21 protein-coding genes are annotated in these 19,496 nt (G+C 70.3%); 9 read left to right on the top strand and 12 right to left on the bottom strand.

Annotated features, from left to right (window positions below):
* The first annotated feature begins 95 nt into the window (after positions 1-95).
* Positions 96-1,538 (top strand): MFS transporter, encoded by a 1,443-nt coding sequence (locus ABZ823_RS02470; RefSeq protein WP_361652791.1) that lies wholly within the window; start codon positions 96-98, stop codon positions 1,536-1,538.
* On the opposite strand, the gene ABZ823_RS02465 is transcribed toward ABZ823_RS02470, so the two are convergent.
* Positions 1,535-2,608 (bottom strand): helix-turn-helix domain-containing protein, encoded by a 1,074-nt coding sequence (locus ABZ823_RS02465; RefSeq protein WP_361652789.1) that lies wholly within the window; start codon positions 2,606-2,608, stop codon positions 1,535-1,537. The two genes, ABZ823_RS02470 and ABZ823_RS02465, sit on opposite strands and share 4 nt — an antisense overlap.
* A gap of 101 nt (positions 2,609-2,709) precedes the next feature.
* On the opposite strand from ABZ823_RS02465, the gene ABZ823_RS02460 reads away from it, so the two are divergent.
* The 3 genes from ABZ823_RS02460 (at position 2,710) to ABZ823_RS02450 (ending at position 5,259) form a co-directional block, all read left to right on the top strand.
* On the top strand, positions 2,710-4,137 hold the full coding sequence (locus ABZ823_RS02460; RefSeq protein WP_361652787.1) for an MFS transporter: 1,428 nt from the start codon (positions 2,710-2,712) through the stop codon (positions 4,135-4,137).
* A gap of 452 nt (positions 4,138-4,589) precedes the next feature.
* On the top strand, positions 4,590-4,790 hold the full coding sequence (locus ABZ823_RS02455; protein ID WP_361652785.1) for a hypothetical protein: 201 nt from the start codon (positions 4,590-4,592) through the stop codon (positions 4,788-4,790).
* 10 nt (positions 4,791-4,800) lie between these two features.
* On the top strand, positions 4,801-5,259 hold the full coding sequence (locus tag ABZ823_RS02450) for a VOC family protein (protein WP_361652783.1): 459 nt from the start codon (positions 4,801-4,803) through the stop codon (positions 5,257-5,259).
* A 214-nt stretch (positions 5,260-5,473) separates the two neighbouring features.
* Here ABZ823_RS02450 and ABZ823_RS02445 read toward each other — a convergent pair whose 3' ends face one another.
* Together ABZ823_RS02445 and ABZ823_RS02440 are read right to left on the bottom strand one after the other, a co-directional pair.
* Positions 5,474-6,082 carry a TetR family transcriptional regulator gene (locus ABZ823_RS02445; protein ID WP_361652781.1) on the bottom strand — a complete coding sequence of 203 codons (609 nt, stop codon included), beginning with the start codon at positions 6,080-6,082 and terminating at the stop codon, positions 5,474-5,476.
* Between the two features lie 26 nt (positions 6,083-6,108).
* Positions 6,109-7,113 carry an aldo/keto reductase gene (locus tag ABZ823_RS02440; RefSeq protein WP_361652779.1) on the bottom strand — a complete coding sequence of 335 codons (1,005 nt, stop codon included), beginning with the start codon at positions 7,111-7,113 and terminating at the stop codon, positions 6,109-6,111.
* 176 nt (positions 7,114-7,289) lie between these two features.
* Here ABZ823_RS02440 and ABZ823_RS02435 point away from each other — a divergent pair, with 176 nt between their 5' ends.
* Complete coding sequence (locus tag ABZ823_RS02435; protein ID WP_361652777.1) at positions 7,290-8,342, top strand: chitinase; 1,053 nt, start codon at positions 7,290-7,292, stop codon at positions 8,340-8,342.
* Positions 8,343-8,503: 161 nt separating this feature from the next.
* On the opposite strand, the gene ABZ823_RS02430 is transcribed toward ABZ823_RS02435, so the two are convergent.
* The gene (locus tag ABZ823_RS02430) at positions 8,504-9,886 is read right to left on the bottom strand and encodes a glycine--tRNA ligase (RefSeq protein WP_361652775.1); all 1,383 of its coding nucleotides are present in this window, start codon (positions 9,884-9,886) and stop codon (positions 8,504-8,506) included.
* 195 nt (positions 9,887-10,081) lie between these two features.
* On the opposite strand from ABZ823_RS02430, the gene ABZ823_RS02425 reads away from it, so the two are divergent.
* From ABZ823_RS02425 to ABZ823_RS02410, 4 genes are all read left to right on the top strand, one after another.
* Positions 10,082-11,041: a zinc ABC transporter substrate-binding protein gene (locus ABZ823_RS02425; RefSeq protein ID WP_361652773.1), complete on the top strand. Its 960-nt coding sequence runs from the start codon at positions 10,082-10,084 to the stop codon at positions 11,039-11,041.
* A 17-nt stretch (positions 11,042-11,058) separates the two neighbouring features.
* A complete protein-coding gene (locus ABZ823_RS02420; RefSeq protein ID WP_361652771.1) occupies positions 11,059-11,826 on the top strand; it encodes a metal ABC transporter ATP-binding protein in 768 nt (255 codons plus the stop codon).
* Positions 11,826-12,728, top strand: a complete 903-nt coding sequence (locus ABZ823_RS02415) for a metal ABC transporter permease (RefSeq protein WP_361652769.1) — start codon at positions 11,826-11,828, stop codon at positions 12,726-12,728. Before ABZ823_RS02420 ends, ABZ823_RS02415 begins: the two co-directional genes overlap by 1 nt.
* Positions 12,729-12,826: 98 nt before the next feature.
* Positions 12,827-13,249, top strand: a complete 423-nt coding sequence (locus tag ABZ823_RS02410; protein ID WP_361652767.1) for a transcriptional repressor — start codon at positions 12,827-12,829, stop codon at positions 13,247-13,249.
* Positions 13,250-13,391: 142 nt separating this feature from the next.
* Here the strand turns inward: ABZ823_RS02410 and ABZ823_RS02405 are convergent, their stop codons facing one another.
* The 8 genes from ABZ823_RS02405 to ABZ823_RS02370 form a co-directional block, all read right to left on the bottom strand.
* Positions 13,392-14,225, bottom strand: coding sequence for an isoprenyl transferase (locus ABZ823_RS02405; protein ID WP_361652765.1), 834 nt, complete (start codon positions 14,223-14,225; stop codon positions 13,392-13,394).
* Between the two features lie 38 nt (positions 14,226-14,263).
* Positions 14,264-15,010, bottom strand: coding sequence for a DNA repair protein RecO (gene recO / locus ABZ823_RS02400; protein WP_361652764.1), 747 nt, complete (start codon positions 15,008-15,010; stop codon positions 14,264-14,266).
* A gap of 72 nt (positions 15,011-15,082) precedes the next feature.
* The gene (locus ABZ823_RS02395; RefSeq protein WP_361652763.1) at positions 15,083-15,298 is read right to left on the bottom strand and encodes a hypothetical protein; all 216 of its coding nucleotides are present in this window, start codon (positions 15,296-15,298) and stop codon (positions 15,083-15,085) included.
* Entirely contained in the window at positions 15,295-15,477 is a 183-nt protein-coding gene (locus ABZ823_RS02390) for a hypothetical protein (RefSeq protein ID WP_361652761.1), read from the bottom strand. Before ABZ823_RS02390 ends, ABZ823_RS02395 begins: the two co-directional genes overlap by 4 nt.
* Positions 15,478-15,768: 291 nt before the next feature.
* Positions 15,769-17,436: an MFS transporter gene (locus ABZ823_RS02385; protein ID WP_361652759.1), complete on the bottom strand. Its 1,668-nt coding sequence runs from the start codon at positions 17,434-17,436 to the stop codon at positions 15,769-15,771.
* 29 nt (positions 17,437-17,465) lie between these two features.
* Positions 17,466-18,095 (bottom strand): NUDIX hydrolase, encoded by a 630-nt coding sequence (locus ABZ823_RS02380; RefSeq protein WP_361652757.1) that lies wholly within the window; start codon positions 18,093-18,095, stop codon positions 17,466-17,468.
* Positions 18,096-18,220: 125 nt separating this feature from the next.
* Complete coding sequence (locus ABZ823_RS02375; protein WP_361652755.1) at positions 18,221-18,757, bottom strand: GTP cyclohydrolase I; 537 nt, start codon at positions 18,755-18,757, stop codon at positions 18,221-18,223.
* Positions 18,758-18,851: 94 nt separating this feature from the next.
* On the bottom strand, positions 18,852-19,382 hold the full coding sequence (locus ABZ823_RS02370) for a hypothetical protein (protein WP_361652753.1): 531 nt from the start codon (positions 19,380-19,382) through the stop codon (positions 18,852-18,854).
* Between the last annotated feature and the right edge of the window lie 114 nt (positions 19,383-19,496).

Raw genomic sequence — 19,496 nt, 5'->3', positions numbered from 1 at the left:
CACGCACGCCGACGGGTCCCCGGCACCGGCGATCCGGCGACCGTGTATCGGTCATTAGTTAACCGCACTATCGAAATCGGCGTACGATGGGCCGCATGCCCGAGCTCAGCCCCCGCCGGCGCCTGCTGGTGCTCGCGATCTGCTGTATGAGCCTGCTGATCGTGAGCCTCGACAACACCGTCCTGAACGTTGCGCTGCCGTCGATGCAGCGCGAGCTGCGCGCGACCACGTCGGGGCTGCAGTGGACCATCGACGCCTACACGCTGGTACTGGCCTCGCTGCTGATGCTCGCCGGCTCCACGGCCGACCGGATCGGCCGCAAACGCGTCTTCATGGCGGGTCTCGTCGTCTTCACCGCCGGCTCGCTGCTGTGCTCCCTCGCCCCGAACCTGGAACTGCTCATCGTGTTCCGCATGGTGCAGGCGGTCGGCGGCTCGATGCTCAACCCGGTCGCCATGTCGATCATCACCAACACCTTCACCGACGCCCGGGAGCGGGCCCGGGCCATCGGCGCCTGGGGTGCCGTGGTCGGCATATCGATGGCCGCGGGCCCTGTGGTCGGCGGGCTGCTGGTGGAGTCGGTCGGCTGGCGCTCGATCTTCTGGGTCAACCTGCCGGTGGGCCTCGCCGCGCTCCTGCTCACCCTGCGCTTCGTGCCCGAGTCCCGGGCTCCCAGGGCCCGCCGCCCCGACCCGGTGGGCCAGCTGCTGGTGATCGCCCTGTTCGGCTCCCTGACGTACGCGATCATCGAGGCCCCGGACTCGAGCCCCGGCAAGGTCCTGCCCTTCGCGGTCATCGCGTTCGTGGCCCTGGTGGGCCTGCTGTGGTACGAGCCCCGCCGCACCGAACCCCTCATCGACCTGCGCTTCTTCCACTCGGCGCCGTTCAGCGGGGCGACGATGATCGCGATCAGCGCGTTCGCGGCCCTGGGTGGCTTCCTCTTCCTGTCCACCCTTTACCTCCAGAACGTACGCGGCCTGGACGCGCTGCACGCGGGTCTGTGGATGCTCCCGATGGCCGTCCCGACGTTCCTGTGCGCGCCCCTGTCCGGCCGCCTGGTCGGCAGTCGCGGCCCGCGTCTGCCGCTGCTGGTCGCGGGCTGCGCGATGACCGCGAGCGCCGTACTGTTCGCCGCGTTCGAGGCGGAGACGTCGAACGCCACGCTCCTCGTCGGCTACGTCCTGTTCGGCATCGGCTTCGGCTTCGTCAACGCCCCCATCACCAATACCGCCGTCTCCGGAATGCCGCGAGCCCAGGCCGGTGTCGCGGCCGCCATCGCCTCCACCAGCCGCCAGCTGGGCCAGACCCTGGGCGTCGCGGTGGTCGGCGCGGTTCTGGCCTCGGGCGTGGGCTCCGCCGGGCCGTACCGGGACACCTTCGTGTCCGCCGCCCGCCCCGGCTGGTGGATCCTCACCGCCTGCGGCCTCGCGGTCCTGTCCCTGGGAGCCCTGACGACGGGCCGCTGGGGCCGCCGCACGGCGGTACGCACGGCGGAGCGGCTCCAGGAGCAAGAGGTACGGGAGGTCGCGGCCCTCTAGGGACGCGCGGCTGCGGAGCTCTGGGGGCGCGCGGCTGCGGCATCGGCAGCACGACGCGCCTGTGCCGCCCGCTCCCTGGACAACGCGACGGAAAGCAACCGCTCCAGCCCCGCACGGGACCCCCCGTCGGCCGGCGCGTACGTCACCATCCGCGGCCCGTTGTGGGGGCCCAGCCACAGGTCCGTGTGATCCAGCGTCAGCAGACCCACGTGGGCGTTGCGGAACTGCTTGCGCTTGCTGCGGGAGCCCACCACCTCATGCCGCTCCCACGCCTCGCGGAACTCCGCGGACTCGGCCGACAGTCGCTTGAGCAGCATCTTCCAGGCGGGCTCGCCGAGATGACCGGCCATGGCCGCGCGGAACTTGGCGGCCATCAGCCGCATGGTCTCCTCCAGCAGGACGATCGACGCCTGCCAGTCGGGGTTGGTGTAGCAGAGCAGCATGCAGTTGCGGTCGGCCGGCGCGACGGCGTCGAGGTCGCACAGCAGCAGCCCGTACGTGCGGTTGTAGGCGAGGATGTCGTACCGGCTGTTCTGGATGCAGGCCGGAATCGGCTCCAGCTGCTCCAGTAGGGCCCGCTGGGCCTCTGTGACCGACGGGCAGTGCGCGCCGGGCGCGGGGTCGACGGCCCCGGCCAGGTTGAACAGGTGCGCCCGCTCGCTCGCGTCGAGCAGCAGCGCACGGGCGAGGGCGTCGAGGACCTGGACGGAGACCTGGATGTCCCGAGCCTGTTCCAGCCAGGTGTACCAGGTGACGCCGACCGCGGAGAGCTGGGCGACCTCCTCGCGGCGCAGCCCCGGCGTACGGCGGCGCCGGCCGCGGGGCAGCCCGACCTGCTCGGGGGTGATGTGCTCGCGGCGGTGGCGCAGGAACGCGGCCAGCTCATGCCGCCGGATGTCGGACACGGGTGCCGCGCCCACTTGCTGCCCGGTGGTCGCGCGCACCTCCTGCCCGGTCGTCGCGTGTACGTCCCGCCCGGTCGTCGCGTGTACGTCCCGCCCGGTCGTCGCGTGTACGTCCCGTCCCGTGGTCTCCCCGACCGTCGCCGTCTCCCGCACCATGGTCGCCATGCTCCCAGCCTGCCGCCCACCGGACCCTGTTGCCAGGTAGTGCTTCTACCAGGATAAAGAGACTCTGGTACCACGCTGAGGGCCGACGGAGGCTCGATAGCGTGACCGAGACTCTCACTTCCCGCACCGTCCGCTCCCCGGTGGCGACACCGTCCCTGGGCGGGCTCGGACTGTTCACGGTGCTGCTGGGCGCGGCACTGCCCCTCATCGACTTCTTCATCGTCAACGTCGCCCTCCCGACCATCGGCGGGGACCTGCACGCGAGCGAGCCGGTCCTCGAACTCGTCGTCTCCGGGTACGGGCTGTCGTACGCCGTCCTGCTCGTCCTCGGCGGCAGGCTGGGCGATCTCTTCGGCCGACGCGAGTTCTTCCTCGGCGGGATGGCGGCCTTCGGGCTCACCTCGCTGGCGTGCGGGCTGGCCCCCGACGCCTGGACGCTGGTCGTGGCGCGCGCCGCCCAGGGCGCGGCGGCCGCGGCGATGCTGCCACAGGTGCTCGCCACCATCCAGGCGGCGACCAGCGGGCAGCGCCGCGCCAAGGCGATGGGCCTGTACGGCGCGACCGCCGGGCTGTCCATGGTGGCCGGGCAGATCCTCGGCGGTGTGCTCGTGGCCGCGGACATCGCGGGCACCGGCTGGCGCTCGGTGTTCCTCGTCAACGTCCCGGTCGTGGTCGTCGGCCTGGTCCTGGCCGCGCGGGCGGTACCCGAGACCCGTTCGCACCACCCCGAGCCGGTGGACGGACCCGGCACCGTCCTGCTCGCCGTGTCGCTGCTGACGCTGCTCGTCCCGCTCACCGAGGGCCGTGCGGCGGGCTGGCCGCTGTGGACCTGGCTCGCGCTGGCGGTGTTCCCGTTCGCGGCCTGGGCGTTCTACGCGGTGGAGCGCCGGGCGGACCGGCAGGGCCGTACACCGCTGGTGCCGCCGAGCCTGCTCGCGCTCACCTCGCTGCGGCGCGGGCTGGTCATGCTGGTGCCCTTCTCGATCGGCTTCAGCGGGTTCATGTTCGTGATCGCGGTGGCGTTGCAGCGGGGTGCCGGGCTCGGTCCGGTCCCGGCGGGTCTCGCGCTCACGCCGATGGCGGTGGCGTTCTTCGTGGTGTCACTGTGCGGGCCGCGACTGGTGGCCCGCTACGGCACCCGGGTGGTGACGGCCGGCGGACTGGTCCAGGCGGCCGGTGTGGCGCTGATGGCGCTCGCCGCCTGGCGTTCCTGGCCCCATCTGGGCGCGTTCGAACTGCTGCCGGGCGCGGCGGTGGCCGGTGCGGGTCAGTCGCTCCAGCTCCCGATCCTGCTGCGGATCATCCTGTCCGAGGTGCCGCCGGCCCGGGCGGGCGTCGGCAGCGGTGTCATGATCACCACTCAGCAGTCGGCGCTGGCGCTGGGCGTGGCGACGCTGGGCTCCCTCTTCCTCGCCCTGGTGCCCGGCTCGGGCATGCGGGAGGCGCTGGTGACCACGCTCCTGGTCCAGCTGGCCGGAATCGCCCTGACGGTGGCCCTGAGCCTGCGGCTGCCGCGCACGATCAGCTAGAGCTGCGGCCGGAAGGGAGCACCGGGCCCCGGCTCATCCCCGGGTCGATCAGGCGTCGTGGCCCTGCTGCCACCTGGTCCGCCGGACAGGCACTGGCAGATCCGGGGCGGTGGGGCCCTCAACCGCCGGTCCTCAGGGGTAGATCTTCTTGCCTTCGGCGAGCATCGCCACATGCTTCTCGAGTCGCTCGCCGAGCCACTCCTCGAAGGCCTCGGCGGATTCGAATGCGACGATCTCCAGTTCTTCAGCCACGACGGCAGCCAACCATGCGCCGGGTGATGGTCATGCCGCATTCGACTGACCGCGTCGTGTGGTCTGTACCGTCCGAGCAGTGATCGACCATCGGCCGGTCCGTGAACTCACGGTGCGGAAAGCACCATTGACACACGCTGATCTTCCGGTTGCTGCACACTCCTTGCTGCGCGAGCGGACGGGTACTCCCTGGAGGCGTCATGCTGCAGATCAACACGAGCAAGGTAAGCCGCTGGGACCAGCACGGGCGCGAGCATGTGGTGCGGGTGCGGCGGACCGGGGTGCAGCGCACGATCAGCTGCGATACGTGCGGCTGGCGCAGAAGCGCGCAGTTCCTGCCGTGGCTGAAGGCGGAGGAACATCTCGCGGAGGCCCACCAGGCGACGGTGGAGCAGGAGTAGAACTGCTCGTATGACAGCGACACTTGACTGGAAACTGGTCGTCGACACGCACGACGCCCCTGCCCTCGCGGACTTCTGGGCGGCGGCGCTCGGATACGCGGTGGAGGACAACAGCGCGCTGATCGACCGCCTGCTGGCGGCGGGCACGCTGCCGCAGGCGGCGGTCGCCGAGCGCGACGGGATCCGCGCCTTCCGGGGCTTCGCCGCGATCCGGCACCCCGAGGACCCGTACGACCAGGAGACGGGCATCGGCCGGGGACGCCGCATCCTCTTCCAGGACGTTCCCGAACCGAGGAGCACGAAAAACCGCCTGCACCTCGACCTCCACGCGGGCCCGCAGGCCCGTGAGACCACGGTGGCGCGCCTGGAGTCCCTGGGCGCGACCCGCGTCGAGGAGGTGAACAAGGGCCCCGCCGGCCACTGGTGGGTGATGCGGGACCCGGAGGGCAACGAGTTCTGCGTCGCCTAGGGGGTTTGCGACCGTTCGGATCAGGGCGAACGAGACTCCCAAGTGCTGTGACCGGAAAGGTTTGCCGGAAAGCTCGCGGCGTCCGGTGCAGGGGGCACCTCCCAGCGGTAGCTGGGGGAGCATCGCCCGCGTACTGGATGTACTCGGGTGATGCGACAACGCGGCGAGGTGCCGTGCCGGGCGTCGCGAACCGGTGAACCTTCCGGTCGCAGCACTAGCCACCGGAGCGGCCGGTGGCCCGCACCCCCCGCAGCAGGAGGTCCACCACCGCTTCGAAATCCGCCTCGATCCCGGGCCGCCCCCACTCCCCCGCGTAGGCCGGGTCGTGGAACCGGCCCGTCGCGTGGAAGACGGCCCGGGCCGTCGTGGCCGGGTCGGGGGCCGGCGTGAAGGCGCCGCGTGCGACGCCGTCGCGGAGGATCTCCGTGAGCTGGGTGGTGAGGTCGGCGATGTGCTGGTCCACCACGCGGCTGTTCTCCTCGGTCAGCACGCTGAACGTGGCGAACAGTTCCGGGTCGTCGCCCGCCTTGTGCCGCTTGGCGTCGAACAGGGCCGACAACCAGTCACGCAACCGCGCCTCCGGGTCGCGGTCCTGCGCGGCGATCGCGGAGAGGGCCCCGGACGTGCGGTCCAGCCACCGCTGGGTGACCGCCTCGCGCAGCGCCGCCTTCGTACGGAAGTGGCGGTACACGCTGCCGTGGCTGACGCCGAGCGCGCGGGCGACGTCCACCACGGTGGCCTTGGCCGGGCCGTGGCGGCGCAGCACCTCCTCGGTCGCTTCGAGGATGCGCTCGGCGGTCAGGGTCTCGGTGGTCGGTGACATGACTCAGACCGTACCCGGCCGTCCGGTCACCGCTCGCTGTCCAGGTGGTCCATCTGCATCGACGGGTAGCGGTCGCCGGCCGCCGCGTCCGCCGGTACGGCCGTCTCGATGGCCGCCAGGTCCGCCTCGTCCAGGGTCACCTCGAGGGCGCCGAGCGCCTCGGACAGCCGCTGCCGGGTGCGGGCGCCGATCAGCGGCACGATGTCCTCACCGCGCGAGAGCACCCAGGCGATCGCGAGCTGTGCCACGCTCACGCCCTTCTGCTCGGCGATCTTGCGCAGCGCCTCGACCAGTCCGAGGTTGTGGTCCAGGTTCTCCCCCTGGAAGCGGGGCGAGAAGGAGCGGAAGTCGTTCGCGGCGAGCTGCCGGTCGCGGGTGAAGTGGCCGGAGATCAGACCACGGGAGAGTACCCCGTACGCCGTGACTCCGATGCCCAGCTCACGGGTGGTGGGCAGGATGCGGTCCTCGATGCCGCGCGAGATCAGCGAGTACTCGATCTGGAGGTCCGCGATCGGGGCGGTGGCGGCGGCCCGGCGGATGGTGTCGGCGCCCACCTCACTGAGGCCGATGTGGCGGACGTACCCCTTCTCGACGAGTTCGGCGATCGCGCCGACCGTCTCCTCGATCGGGACGTCGGGGTCGAGGCGGGCGATGCGGTAGACGTCGATGTGGTCGACACCGAGGCGCTGGAGCGAGTAAGCGGCGAAGTTCTTCACGGCGGCGGGGCGGCCGTCGTACCCGGCCCAGCCTCCGTCGGGGTCGCGGAGGGCGCCGAACTTGACGCTCACCAGCGCCTGTTCGCGGCGGGCGGCCGGCGCGGCGCGCAGGGCCTCGCCGACCAGCATCTCGTTGTGGCCCATGGCGTAGAAGTCGCCCGTGTCGAGCAGGGTCACGCCCGCTTCCAGGGCGGCGTGAACGGTGGCGATGGACTCGGCCCGGTCCGCGTCGCCGTAGAGGGCGGACATGCCCATGCAGCCGAGGCCGAGAGCGGAGACCTGGGGCCCGGTGGTCCCGAGCTGAAGGGTACGCATGAAAACTCCCTGGGTTCTCGTTGAGCGTGCGTCCAGCATCGCATGACAGGTGACAGATTTCAATATCTGTCACCTGTCACTGCACCCGGTTTGGTCCAGACCTATTGACGAGAGGTCTGGACCAGCGCAGTGTCATGCCTACGACACCTCACCGCACCCCCACCGGGAGGCCCCGCATGATCCGCCACAGGCTCCGCCTGCTCGCCGCCGTCCTGACGGCGGCGGTCCTCGCCCCGCTCTCGATCGCCGCCGCCCCCGCCGCCTCCGCGGCGGACACCTGCGCCGTGAAGTCCCGCCCGGCCGGCAAGGTCCTCCAGGGCTACTGGGAGAACTGGGACGGCTCCTCGAACGGGGTCCACCCGCCCTTCGGCTGGACCCCGATCACCGACTCCCGCATCGCCGCGCACGGCTACAACGTGATCAACGCGGCCTTCCCGGTCATCCGCTCCGACGGCACCGCGCTGTGGGAGGACGGCATGGACGCGGGGGTGAAGGTGGCGACCCCGGCGGAGATGTGCGCGGCGAAGGCGGCAGGCCGGACGATCCTGCTGTCCATCGGCGGGGCGACCGCGGGCATCGACCTCAGCTCGACGGCCGTGGCGGACCGGTTCGTCGCGACGATCGTCCCGATCCTGAAGAAGTACAACTTCGACGGCATCGACATCGACATCGAGACGGGACTGGTCGGCAGCGGCAACATCGGCCAACTGTCCACCTCCCAGGCCAACCTGATCCGCATCATCGACGGAGTGCTGGCCCGGATGCCGTCGAACTTCGGCCTGACGATGGCCCCGGAGACGGCGTACGTCACCGGCGGCAGCGTCACCTACGGCTCGATCTGGGGCGCGTACCTGCCGATCGTCAAGAAGTACGCGGACAACGGCCGGCTGTGGTGGCTGAACATGCAGTACTACAACGGCAGCATGTACGGCTGCTCCGGCGACTCGTACGCCGCGGGCACGGTGGCGGGCTTCGTGGCGCAGACGGACTGCCTGAACAAGGGCCTGACCGTCCAGGGCACGACGATCAAGGTGCCGTACGACAAGCAGGTCCCGGGCCTGCCGGCCCAGTCGGGCGCGGGCGGCGGCTATATGTCACCGTCCCTGGTCTCGCAGGCGTGGCGGCACTACGGCACCGGCCTGAAGGGCCTGATGACCTGGTCGATCAACTGGGACGGCTCGAAGAACTGGACGTTCGGCGACAACGTGAGGTCCTTGCAGGGCCGCTGAGCAGGTCCGCACGCCGGGAGGGGCGCGGGGAACCGCCCGCAAGCCCCACGGACCCGCAGGCGGCGAACGACCTCCGGCCCCCTTCGTGAAGCCGGGGCAGAAAACGCCGGGCGAGCTGGAACGATCCAGCTCGCCCGGCGTTCTCGGACGTCGCGCGGCGACTAGGAGCCGACGAGGCGGCCCGCCAGGTAGCCCTCGATCTGGTCGAGAGACACCCGCTCCTGCTTCATCGAGTCACGCTCGCGCACCGTCACCGCGTTGTCCTCGAGCGTGTCGAAGTCGACCGTCACGCAGTACGGCGTGCCGATCTCGTCCTGGCGGCGGTAGCGGCGACCGATGGCGCCCGCGTCGTCGAACTCGATGTTCCAGTTCTTGCGCAGCGCCTGGGCGAGCCCCTTGGCCTTCGGGGACAGCTCCGGGTTGCGGGACAGCGGCAGGACCGCGACCTTCACCGGCGCCAGGCGGTGGTCCAGGCGCAGCACGGTGCGCTTCTCCATCTTGCCCTTGGCGTTCGGCGCCTCGTCCTCGACATAGGCGTCGAGCAGGAAGGCCAGCATCGTGCGGCCGACACCGGCCGCGGGCTCGATGACGTACGGAGTCCAGCGCTCCTGGGCCTCCTGGTCGTAGTAGGCGAGGTCCTGGCCGGAGGCCTTGGAGTGCGCGGAGAGGTCGTAGTCCGTGCGGTTGGCGACACCTTCCAGCTCGCCCCACTCGTTGCCGCCGAACTGGAAGCGGTACTCGATGTCGGCGGTGCGCTTGGAGTAGTGGGAGAGCTTCTCCTTCGGGTGCTCGTACCAGCGCATGTTCTCCTCGCGCAGGCCGAGGCCCGTGTACCAGTTCCAGCGCTCCTGCATCCAGTACTCCTGCCACTTCTCGTCCTCGCCCGGCTTGACGAAGAACTCCATCTCCATCTGCTCGAACTCGCGGGTGCGGAAGATGAAGTTGCCCGGCGTGATCTCGTTGCGGAAGGACTTGCCCATCTGCGCGATGCCGAAGGGCGGCTTGCGGCGCGAGGTCTGCTGGACCTGGGCGAAGTTGGTGAAGATGCCCTGCGCGGTCTCGGGGCGCAGGTACGCGATCGAGCCGCTGTCCTGCGTCGGGCCGAGGTGGGTGGAGAGCAGACCCGAGAACTGCTTGGGCTCGGTGAACATGCCCTTGTTGCCGCAGTTCGGGCAGTTGATGTCGGCGAGGCCGTTCTCCGGCAGACGGCCGTGCTTGGCCTCGTAAGCCTCCTCCAGATGGTCGGCGCGGAAGCGCTTGTGACAGGAGGTGCACTCGGTGAGCGGGTCGGTGAAGGTGGCGACGTGGCCGGAGGCCACCCAGACCTCGGTCGCCAGGATCACCGACGAGTCGATACCGACGACGTCCTCGCGGGACGTGACCATGTAGCGCCACCACTGGCGCTTGATGTTCTCCTTGAGCTCGACACCCAGCGGTCCGTAGTCCCAGGCGGCACGCTGACCGCCGTAGATCTCGCTGCACGGGAATACGAAGCCACGGCGCTTGCTCAGGCTGACGATGGTGTCGATCTTGTCGGCGGCCACGGTGCTCTCTTCATTACGACGACGGGCGACGAAGCGACTGCTTCAGAGCATTGCTTCAGAGCGAATGCTTCAGGTTACCGGCGGGGGCTCCCCTCCAATCAAATCGGTACGGCACCTGGAGCCGGTCCCCGGGTGGGTGGAGCCGTCACCGGGGATAATTGACAACGGTTTCCATATTTGTTGAAAATGACTGTCATGCACATACGTCGACGCCTCCTAGCCGGGACCGCGGTCGCCGCGGCCACCGCACTGGGCCTCGGAGCCCTCTCCGCCTGCTCCTCCACCAGTGCCGCCGCCGGCAACACCGGGAAGTTCGACGTCGTCGCGTCGTTCTATCCGATGGCCTTCCTCGCCGAACAGATCGGCGGGAACCACGTCCATGTCACCAGTCTCACCCAGCCCGGCCAGGAGCCGCACGACCTGGAGATCAGCGCCCGGCAGACCGGGCAGCTCCAGGAGTCCGACGCGGTGCTCTACCTGAAGAACCTCCAGCCCTCCGTCGACGACGCGGTCGCCCAGTCCGAGATCAAGACGAAGATCGACGCGGCCTCCCTGACCACGCTGGAGAACCACGGCAACGAGGTCGGCGGCCACGCCGCCGCGCACGACACGCACCAGGGCGAGGAGTCCGGCGGCAACGACCCCCACATCTGGCTCGACCCGGTGCGCTACGCCCAGGTCGCCCAGGGCGTCGGCAAGGCCTTCGAGAAGGCCGACCCGGATCACGCGGCCGACTACAAGAAGAACACCGCGGCCCTGGTCCACAAGCTCGAGGACCTCGACGCGCAGTACACGGGCGGTCTGAAGAACGCCAAGGGCAAGGTCTTCGTCACCACGCACGCCGCCTTCGGCTACCTCGCCGAGCGCTACGGCCTCACCGAGGAGGCGATCAACGGCCTGGACCCGGAGTCCGAGCCCAGCGCGGCGCGGGTGCGGGACCTGGAGAGGATGGCGAAGGCCGACGGCGTCTCCACGGTCTTCTACGAGACGCTCGTCAGCGACAAGACCGCGAAGACCATCGCCAGGGACACAAGGCTGAGGACGGACGTCCTCGACCCGATCGAGGGCATCACCTCCAAGTCCCGCGGCAGCGATTACTTCCAGGTCATGCAGTCCAACCTCAAGGCCCTCCAGACGGCCCTGGGAACCAAGTGACACCGGAGGATACGGCCATGAGCGAGCCCGTCATACGCCTGCGCGGCATACGCGCCGACCTGGGCTCGCGCCCCGTCCTGCGCGGCATCGACCTCACCGTCCACCGGGGTGAGGTCGTCGCGCTGCTCGGCGCGAACGGATCGGGCAAGTCGACGGCCGTGCGCAGCATCATCGGCCAGGTGCCGACGAACGCCGGCGAGATCGAGCTGTTCGGCACCCCGCGCCGTGACTTCCGCGACTGGCGGCGCATCGGCTATGTGCCGCAGCGCACGACGGCCGCGGGCGGCGTGCCCGCCACCGTGACCGAGGTGGTCTCCTCCGGCCGGCTCTCACGCGCCCGCTTCGGCATCCTGCGCAGGGCCGACCGCGAGGCCGTTCGACGCGCCCTGGAGCTGGTCGGCATGGCGGACCGGGCCAAGGACTCCGTCAACGCGCTCTCCGGCGGCCAGCACCAGCGGGTGCTGATCGCCCGCGCCCTCGCCTCCGAGCCGGAACTGCTGATCATGGACGAACCGATGGCGGGCGTCGACCTCGCGAGCCAGGAGGTGCTCGCCCACACGCTGAGGGAGCAGGTGGACTCCGGTGCGACCGTGCTGCTGGTGCTGCACGAACTGGGTCCGCTGGAGCCGCTGATCGACCGGGCGGTGGTCCTGCGCGACGGCTGCGTCCTGCACGACGGGCCGCCCCCGAAGGCCGTGGGCCAGCACGCCCTGCCCGGCCACGACCACGTACACCCGCACGACGCGGCGGGCGCCGAACCGATCCGTACGGGGCTGCTGAGCTGATGGACTTCCTGAACTACGCCTTCATGCAGCGGGCCCTGCTCGCGGCCGTCCTGGTCGGCATCACCGCGCCGGCCGTCGGCATCTACCTCGTGCAGCGCCGCCAGGCCCTGATGGGCGACGGGATCGGCCATGTGGCGATGACGGGCGTCGGCCTCGGCTTCCTGCTGTCCACCTCCCCGGTGTGGATGGCGACGGCCGTCTCGGTCCTCGGCTCCGTCCTGATGGAGCTGATCCGCTGGTACGGCAGAACGCGCGGCGACATCGCCCTCGCGATGCTCTTCTACGGCGGCATGGCCGGCGGCGTGATGTTCATCAACCTCGCGCCGGGAGGCTCCAACGCCAACCTGACGTCGTACCTGTTCGGATCGCTGTCCACGGTCTCGCAGTCGGACGTCCTGGCGATCTGCCTGCTCGCCGCCTTCGTCGTCCTGGTCACCCTCGGTCTGCGCCGCCAGCTCTTCGCGGTCAGCCAGGACGAGGAGTTCGCCCGGGTCACGGGCCTGCCGGTGCGGGCGCTGAACCTGCTGACCGCGGTCACCGCGGCGGTGACGGTGACGGTGGCGATGCGTGTGGTCGGTCTGCTGCTGGTCTCCGCCCTGATGGTGGTCCCGGTGGCGGCGGCGCAGCAGCTCGGCCGCAGCTTCGCGGCGACCTTCGCGATCGCGGTCGCCATCGGCGTGACCGTGACCATCAGCGGCACGATCACGTCCTACTACCAGGACGTGCCGCCCGGCGCGACGATCGTGCTGCTGACGATCGCCGCGTTCGTCGCGCTGACCGCGCTGGCGACGCCGCTGGCCCGGCGACGCGCGCGGGCACTGTCCGCCGCGCGGGCCACCACCGACCCGCTGGAGTGCGCAATTCCCGCCACCCGGGGGGCGGGCGACGAGGCCGGAGTCTGACCGCGCCCGGCCCGGGCTGGCACAATGGCCCGGCAAGGCGCAGACGCGAGGCGTGAGAGAGCCGAAGGGGCGAGCGAGCCATCAAGAAGGAGGCAACGGTGACGACCGCCGGCCAGCCCGTACGGGGACGATCCACCCGTCAGCGTGCCGCCGTGGCGGCGGCTCTCGACGAGGTGGACGAGTTCCGCAGCGCGCAGGAGCTCCACGACATGCTCAAGCACAAGGGCGACTCGGTGGGCCTGACGACGGTCTACCGCACGCTCCAGTCGCTCGCCGACGCGGGGGAGGTCGACGTTCTGCGCACCTCAGACGGTGAGTCCGTCTACCGCCGTTGCTCGACCGGCGAGCACCACCACCACCTGGTGTGCCGGGTCTGCGGCAAGGCCGTCGAGGTCGAGGGCCCGGCGGTGGAGAAGTGGGCCGAGGCGATCGCCGCGGAGCACGGCTATGTCAACGTCGCCCACACGGTGGAGATCTTCGGCACGTGCGCGGAGTGCGCGAGCGCCGCGGCCGAACACTGACCAGGCGAACACCGCGGCCGCCGTTCAGCCACCGGCGGCCCTCGTGCGCGGGTGCTCCTGCGTCACGGCCCCTCCCCGGTTTGCGGTGACGAGCCGTGGTCGTAGGTGATCCTGGGTCGGACCGGTCGGAGCACCCGCCGGGCTACTCCTGCCCGCCCTCCATGGCCGGCAGCTCCTCGTTCGGGATGGCGCCGCCGAAGCGGCGGTCGCGTGAGGCGAACTCGAGACACGCACGCCACAGGTCGCGGCGGTCGAAGTCCGGCCACAGCACGTCCTGGAAGACCATCTCCGCGTATGCGCTCTGCCAGATCAGGTAGTTGGAGGTGCGCTGCTCGCCGCTCGGCCGCAGGAACAGGTCCACGTCCGGCATGTCCGGGTAGTAGAGATACTTCGCGAGGGTCTTCTCCGTGATCTTCGCCGGGTCGAGCCTGCCCGCCCTCACGTCCTCGGCCATCGCCTGCGCCGCGTCCGCGATCTCGGCCCGGCCGCCGTAGTTCATGCAGAAGTACAGCGTGAGCCTGTCGTTGCCCTTGGTCTGCTCCTGGGCGACCTGGAGTTCCTTGGCCACCGACTTCCACAGCTTGGGCATCCGGCCCACCCAGCGCACCCGGATGCCGAGCTCGTCGAGCTGGTCGCGGGTCTTGCGGATGAAGTCACGGTTGAAGTTCATGAGGAAGCGCACCTCGTCAGGCGAGCGCTTCCAGTTCTCGGTGGAGAACGCGTACAGCGAGATGTTCTGGACGCCCATCTCGATCGCGCCCTGCAACACGTCCAGCACCCGCTCGGCGCCGACCTTGTGCCCCTCGGTGCGCGGCAGCCCGCGCTCCTTGGCCCAGCGGCCGTTGCCGTCCATCACGATCGCCACATGGGTCGGAACCAACTCGCCCGGAAGTTTCGGCGGACGGGCTCCGGACGGGTGCGGCTCCGGCGTGCTGTACTCACGGCGCTGGCGCCCCAGGAACCCGCGTACGGCCATGTGCTTCTCGCTCCTCGATCTGCTGTCGCTGTGACTGTCTACTGTTCCACGTACCGAAGCGAGCGCAGTCCGCGCTCCAGGTGCCAGTGCAGATACGCCGACACCAGTCCGCTGCCCTCCCGGACGTACCGCTGCTCGCACGCGTCCGCGGTCTCCCAGTCTCCCGTCAGCAGCGCGCCGAGCAGTTCCAGGGCACCCGGCGAGGGTACGACGCTGCCGGGCACCCGGCAGTCGCCGCACACGGCACCACCCGAGGCCACCGAGAAGAACCGGTTCGGCCCGGGCATGCCGCACTTCGCGCAGTCGCTGAAGCTGGGCGCGTAGCCGTTGACGGCGAGGGAGCGCAGCAGGAACGCGTCGAGGACCAGATGCGGCGCGTGCTCGCCACGGGCGAGGGTTCTGAGCCCGCCGACGAGCAGCAGATACTGCTGGACCGCAGGCTCCCCCTCGTGATCGGTGAACCGCTCGGCGGTCTCCAGCATGGCCGTACCGGCCGTGTAGCGCGCGTAGTCGGTGACGATCCCGCCGCCGTAGGGTGCGATGGTCTCGCTCTGCGTGCACAGCGGCAGTCCGCGCCCCACCAGCTCGCTGCCGCGTGCGAAGAACTGCACGTCCACATGCGAGAAGGGCTCAAGCCGGGCCCCGAACTTCGACTTGGTGCGGCGCACGCCGCGGGCCACGGCACGTACACGTCCGTGACCCCGCGTGAGCAGCGTGATGATCCGGTCCGCCTCACCCAGCTTCTGGGTGCGCAGCACGATGCCGTCGTCGCGGAACAGACTCATGGCGCCCATTCTCGCCTACGGCGGGCGCGCCCCGGGCCGTGTGGTCCGCTTCCGGACGCGGGCGCCCGCCCTTCAAGGCACCTCGCCGCGGCTGCGCGCGTTGGCGTACGCGGTCGCCGCGCGCAGCCGCTCCGCGGGGGTGGCGAGCCGCACGGCTTCCGGCTCCACGTCCCACTCCTTGCCCCCGCCGTACGGTCTCAGCTGGACGTACGGACCCTCGTGTCCCATCACCACACCCACCCTCCCGGTGCGGATGTCGACGGCGTACGAGCCGATCGGTGGCTTCATCCCGCCTCCGTGGCCCGTCGCGTCCACAGGGCCACCGTGAGCCGGGCGGCGAGGCCGACGGGACGGCCGCCCGGTACCACGCGCGGCCGGGGAGCCTCGCGCGCGAGACCGGCGAGGTCGATCCGGAGCGAAGGCAAGGTGATCGCGGCGTCCGCGAGCGCCGACCGTAATTCCTTCACTGTCTCCTCCGCCTCTTCGACGCAGCGCGCCGATGTCGTCCCCCGAGTGATACGTGTACCGCAGCCACCGTGCTCCCCGCTCCCTGCGACTTTTACGCTTCGCATCCCTATGGTGACGCTACGCATCTACACTCGGCAGGTGTCTGTGCTCTACAAGTGGGAGCGAGGGGCGGCATTGGGGGGAGGACGCCGCCTCGTGCGGTTCACGGCGCGGCCCGGCACCGAGGGCGCCGCCCGGCTGGAACCGCTCCCCGTGATCGGCACCCAGGACATGACGCCCAGCACCGCTCCCTACGGCGGGTCGGACAGGTCGTCACCGCCGCTTCGCCGACGCCCTGTCCCCACCACCGCCGCACCGGGCCGGGGATGCCGTCCGGCGCGGTCCGGCGGCGGTCCGGGAAGCGTCTCCCGGAGTTCCGGATCGAGTTCCGTGGATTCCCGTTGTGCCGTTTCGCGGCGCAGGAGGGTCAGATGCGCCGCGGTGAGCGTCATCAGGACGGCGATGTTGAGCAGCGCCGCCACGTGCAGTCCGTCCGTGAAGGCCGTCCGGGCGAGCGCGAGGACTTCACGGCCGAGCCGTTCGGGCAGTCGGCCGGCGACCTCGACGGCACCGCCGAGGGTTGCCCGGGCGGCCTCGGTGAGGTCGGGGGCGATGCCGCCCGGAAGGGACCTGCCGTCCAGCTCCGCCCGGTACACGGCGGCGGCGACGGATCCGGCGACGGCCACGCCCAGCGCCTCGCCCAGGTTCGCGCCGGTCTCGCCGATACCCGAGGCGTTGCCCGCGCGTTCGGGTGGGGCACTGCTGATGATGACGTCGTTGGTGAGGGCGAGCGCCGCCTGGACGCCGAAGGAGATGACGGCGAAACCGACGACGGCGAGGAAGGGCCCGGAACTGGTGCCGAGCCTGGTGAGCAGCACCAGCCCCGGCACGGCCAGCAGGAAGCCGCCCGCCATGACCCTCAGCGGGCCCGTGCGGTCGGCCACGGCAGGGGCCAGCAGTGCGCCCACCACGCCCGCGGCCACCGCGGGCAGCGCCCACAGCCCGGCTACCGACGGGGACAGCCCCAACACCAGCAGGAAGTACTGCAGGAGCAGGAACTGCGTCCCGGTCACGGCGAAGAGTCCCAGGGTCAGCCCGCCCAGCGACACCCCGAACGCCGGGCGGGAGAAGAGCCGGAGGTCGAGCATGGGGTCGGGGAGCCTCAACTGCCTGCGCACGAAGACGGTACCGAGACAGAACCCGGCGGCGACGCTCAGCAGCGGCAGCGTATGGACGCCGTGCTGGGCGATCTGTTTGAACCCGTAGACCACCGGCAGCACCGTCGTGACGGACAGCGTGACGCTGACCGGATCCAGTCGGCCGGCCCCCGGATCGCGGTATTCGGGCAGCAGCGGCGGACCGGCGATCAGCAGGACGATGCCGACCGGCACGCCGAGCAGGAACACCGAGCCGCACCAGAAGTGCTCAAGGAACACGCCGCCGATCAGCGGGCCGATCATTCCACCGATGCTGAAATTGGTCATCCACGCCGCGACCGCCAGCCGCCGCTGCCCCGGATCGCGGAACATGTTGCTGATCAGGGAGAGGGTCGACGGCATCAACGTCGCCCCTGCGACACCCAGCAACGCGCGCGCCGCGATGAGCATCCCCACGCTGGACGAACAGGCGGCGAGCAGGGAGGCCACCGCGAAGGCGGCGGCACCGGTCAGCAGGAGTCTGCGGCGGCCGATCCGGTCCCCGAGAGTCCCCATCGTGGCGAGGAATCCGGCCACCATGAAGCCGTAGATGTCTACGATCCAGAGCAGTTCCGTTCCGCTCGGGTGCAGTCGCTCGCCGAGGGCGGGCGCGGCCAGATGCAGCACGCTCATGTCCAGACCGATGAGCATGGTCGGCAGCGCGAGGACCGCGAGCCCCATCCATTCCCGTCGTCCGGCCCGCGTCGGAACGTCGGCCTGCACGCATGACCCTGTGTGACGACCCATCGGAATCAGCCGGCGGCACGCGAAGGGACCAGCGCGCCGCGGCACTGCTGGAGCAGGCGGCGTACGGCGTAGGTGACCGGGCGGTTCAGCGCTTCGTCGGGCGTGAGCCACAGAGCGGAGGTGCCCTCCGGGCCGAGTTGCACCGCGAGGTCCGTGTCCACCGGGTCGGCGGTCCGGTAGACGTGCCACAGATGGGCGTCGGCGCCGCGGCGGCAGCCGTCGCCGGGTAGCGGAGTCCGGGTCAGGTGCTCGAGCCGTTCGCCGGTGATGCCGGTCTCTTCGCGCAGTTCGCGCACCGCCGCTTCGTCGGCGTGTTCGTGGCATTCGACGTGACCGGCGGGAATCGTCAGGCCGAAGGGGAACGCCGTCCGGTCGAAGAAGAGGAGGCGGCCGCGGGCGTCCCGGACGAACACGCCCGCCGTCTCGTGCCAGTACTCGCCCTCGGTGTCCGTCCACCAGCGGACCGCGGGATCCAGCACCAGCGCCCGGTCGCCGACGTGACCGCAGGCGAGGCACACAGCATGGCGGCGGGTGCCGGCGGTGCGCCACTCCACCGACGCGCTGCGGCAACGCAGGCAGTAGTGGTGCACGGCGCCGTCCCGCAGCGCGTGCGGCGGAAGGAAGTCCAGGTTCATGCCTCACTCCCGGTCTAGGACGTCCCGTCGCGCATGTCCGAGCCCGCGCGGGACGGCATGCTTCGCGCGGCAGAGAGCCGAGGCGTCCGCCGCGCGAAGCAGGGTGTGTCTGACCTGGTAGAACCTCAGTTGTCCAGGCCGAACCGGGTGAACAGTTCCGTGTCGCCGGTGACGTAGGAGGTGTCGGTGATCACCGTCTGGTCGGACGGGCCCCGGCTGCACATGCACATGTGCCGACCGGTGGAGACCACACGCGCCGCCCGGGCGCCACCCGAGGACATGATCTCCTCGGCGATGTCCTTCACGAGATGCTCCTGGATCTGGAACCTGCGGCTGAACGCCTGGACCAGACGGGGGAACTTGCCGAGGCCCAGGATCTTGCTGCCGGGCACGTAGGAGATCGCCACCTTCCCGTAGAAGGGCAGGAAGTGGTGCGCGCAGATGGAGTAGTAGTTGATGTCGTGGACACGGACCACTCCGGCGTGTTCGCCCTCGACCTCGACCGTGGTCTTGAGGATCGTCGAGGTGTCGATCTCATAGCCGCTCAGTAGTTCGCGGTAGGCACGGACGATACGGGGTTCGCACTCCGGCTCCCGGTACCAGTCGAGCGCGCGTTTGTCGGTCGTGACCTTCTCTTCGAGCCACTCAGCGATACTGCTCATCAAACACCTCCTGATGGGCGCCTGTAGCGCCTCTCCTGTTGCTTCCAGTTGATCGGCGGCCGGTTCCACACATGCGGCTGCCCGAGGAGCTCGGTCACGACGTTCCGGTGTAAGTGGCCGCTCCTGTCGACCACGCGGCTCTTGGTGCCGCAGTGCCGCTCCTACGGGTGCTCGCACCGTTCGCGGGCCTGCCGAAGACCTGCGAACGGTGCGATAAGCCCGTACACACATGCTGTGAACAGCAGCTACGTGCTGACTGTGCCATGCTGCCTGCCGCTGATACACGCACGCAACTTGTCCGGTATGTCCGGGTGATGAGTAATGCTGACACCCCGACAGAACAGTGAGGCGAAGACATGCCCACAACGGCCTGCCGGGAGTATGTCGGGCAGTACGCGACGGTGAGACCGGCCCGTGCGGCGGCGTCGGGGTCCACCGGGTCGAAACCCGCGGTGACCAGCGTCGGACAGCGCAGCCGGGTGATCCTGCCCAGCGGACCGGCGGACAGGTGCGTCCGTCCCACCGCGGCGAGGTCGGCCCCGCACAGCCGGCGCAGTGCGGTCTCGGGATCGGTGCGGTCGTGAGGACCTCGACGTCCCCGAGAGTGGCGAACCCCGTCCGCCACGACTCGGACGAACGGTCAGGTCGGCTCGTCGAGGCGGACGATCCTCATCGGAGGCGGCTCCCCCCGAGCCGCGGCAGGGTCCCCACCGCGGTCGCAGACGTGCGCGGGCCCTGC

Source organism: Streptomyces sp. NPDC047079, assembly GCF_040643755.1.
Classification (GTDB): Bacteria; Actinomycetota; Actinomycetes; order Streptomycetales; family Streptomycetaceae; genus Streptomyces.
Note: the sequence above shows the minus strand (reverse complement) of the source record. Positions and strands in the feature narration are given on the sequence as shown.

Excerpts from the sequence above, each read along its gene's own strand:
- ABZ823_RS02380 (WP_361652757.1), bottom strand. The coding sequence starts at position 18,095 with ATGAACCTGGACTTCCTTCCGCCGCACGCGCTGCGGGACGGCGCCGTG.
- ABZ823_RS02440 (WP_361652779.1), bottom strand. The coding sequence starts at position 7,113 with ATGCGTACCCTTCAGCTCGGGACCACCGGGCCCCAGGTCTCCGCTCTC.
- ABZ823_RS02435 (WP_361652777.1), top strand. The coding sequence starts at position 7,290 with ATGATCCGCCACAGGCTCCGCCTGCTCGCCGCCGTCCTGACGGCGGCG.
- ABZ823_RS02375 (WP_361652755.1), bottom strand. The coding sequence starts at position 18,757 with ATGAGCAGTATCGCTGAGTGGCTCGAAGAGAAGGTCACGACCGACAAA.
- recO (WP_361652764.1), bottom strand. The coding sequence starts at position 15,010 with ATGAGTCTGTTCCGCGACGACGGCATCGTGCTGCGCACCCAGAAGCTG.
- ABZ823_RS02420 (WP_361652771.1), top strand. The coding sequence starts at position 11,059 with ATGAGCGAGCCCGTCATACGCCTGCGCGGCATACGCGCCGACCTGGGC.
- ABZ823_RS02455 (WP_361652785.1), top strand. The coding sequence starts at position 4,590 with ATGCTGCAGATCAACACGAGCAAGGTAAGCCGCTGGGACCAGCACGGG.
- ABZ823_RS02405 (WP_361652765.1), bottom strand. The coding sequence starts at position 14,225 with ATGGCCGTACGCGGGTTCCTGGGGCGCCAGCGCCGTGAGTACAGCACG.
- ABZ823_RS02465 (WP_361652789.1), bottom strand. The coding sequence starts at position 2,608 with ATGGCGACCATGGTGCGGGAGACGGCGACGGTCGGGGAGACCACGGGA.
- ABZ823_RS02415 (WP_361652769.1), top strand. The coding sequence starts at position 11,826 with ATGGACTTCCTGAACTACGCCTTCATGCAGCGGGCCCTGCTCGCGGCC.
- ABZ823_RS02425 (WP_361652773.1), top strand. The coding sequence starts at position 10,082 with ATGCACATACGTCGACGCCTCCTAGCCGGGACCGCGGTCGCCGCGGCC.
- ABZ823_RS02470 (WP_361652791.1), top strand. The coding sequence starts at position 96 with ATGCCCGAGCTCAGCCCCCGCCGGCGCCTGCTGGTGCTCGCGATCTGC.
- ABZ823_RS02450 (WP_361652783.1), top strand. The coding sequence starts at position 4,801 with ATGACAGCGACACTTGACTGGAAACTGGTCGTCGACACGCACGACGCC.
- ABZ823_RS02445 (WP_361652781.1), bottom strand. The coding sequence starts at position 6,082 with ATGTCACCGACCACCGAGACCCTGACCGCCGAGCGCATCCTCGAAGCG.
- ABZ823_RS02395 (WP_361652763.1), bottom strand. The coding sequence starts at position 15,298 with ATGAAGCCACCGATCGGCTCGTACGCCGTCGACATCCGCACCGGGAGG.